This is a genomic window from uncultured Tenacibaculum sp., assembly GCF_947499065.1.
Taxonomy (GTDB): Bacteria; Bacteroidota; Bacteroidia; order Flavobacteriales; family Flavobacteriaceae; genus Polaribacter.
Map to the genome: position 1 here is coordinate 1 of NZ_CANMMT010000024.1, position 1310 is coordinate 1310.

Genomic DNA, 1310 nt, shown 5'->3' on the forward strand with positions numbered 1-1310 from the left:
TTTAATGTAATAGCTGCATTATCTGGGATATTAGTTACTTTCTCATCATTTGGATTTTCTTCATCTTCCATATTATGGATTTCCCCTAATCTATCTACGGATATTTGTGCATCCTGTACGTCTCTCATAAAGTTGATTAACTGGGTGATTGGTCCATTTAATTGACCTACGATATAACTAATGGCCATCATCATACCTAAACTTATTTGACCATCAATTACTAGTTTTGCTGATAAAACTGTGATGAACATATTTTTAAGTTCGTTGATAAAGTTAGACCCTACACTTTGTGTTTGTTCTAAAGCTAAACTCTTAGTAGCTACTTTAAATAACCGTGCTTGTACATATTCCCAATTCCAACGCATACGTCTTTCCGCATTGTGAAGTTTAATTTCTTGCATTCCATTGATAAGCTCAATTACTTTACTTTGTTCTTGACTTACTTGTGAGAAACGTTTGTAGTCTAATTCTTTTCGTTTTTTGAAAAAGAAGAGTACCCATCCGAAGTATAAAACACTTCCCAATGCAAATACTCCAAATATTTGTAAGCTATAATACCCAAGTACTAAGCTGAATATGATTAGGTTAAAGAAAGAGAATAATACGGTTAGTGATGATGTGGTTAAAATTCTCTCAATACGTTTATGGTCGTTGATTCGTTGTAATAAATCTCCTGTCATTCGAACATCAAAATAAGAAATAGGTAATTTCATTAGTTTGATAAAGAAATCAGCGATTAAAGAAATATTGATTCTGGTACTTAAGTGTAGTAAAATCCAACTTCGAATAATTTCTAAAGAAGCCTTTCCAATAAACAGGAATAGTTGTGCAAATAGAATGAGGTAAACAAAATTTAAATCTTGATTTTTAATACCAACATCAACAATACTTTGTGTTAAAAAAGGTAGGATTAATTGTAATAAACTTCCAGCTAACAATCCTATAATTAGCTGTACAATAAACTTTTTGTATTTGAATAAGTATTTGAATATAAATGAGAATCCAAATTTTTCGTCTTCTTCAAATTCTTCACTATAAAACTTAGGAGTAGGTTCTACTAGTAGAACAATTCCTTCTTCTGTATTTTCATCAGCATTATTACCTATCCAATGTTGAATAAACTCTTCTTTTGTAAAAGTGATAAGTCCATGAGCTGGATCGGAGATATAAACAGTATCTTTTTTTATTTTGTAAAGTACTACATAATGGTTTTTATTCCAGTGTACAATACAAGGTAATGGTGCTTCTAATAGTTTGTTGTATGCAAGTTTTACACCTAAAGACTTAAAGCCTATAGATTCAACAGCTTC

At 30.6% G+C, this 1310-nt stretch carries 1 protein-coding gene; it reads right to left on the minus strand.

Annotated features, from left to right (window positions below; translation table 11 throughout):
• A partial coding sequence (locus Q0958_RS18825; protein ID WP_299126103.1) for an ABC transporter transmembrane domain-containing protein occupies positions 1 to 1310 on the minus strand: 1310 nt, incomplete at both ends.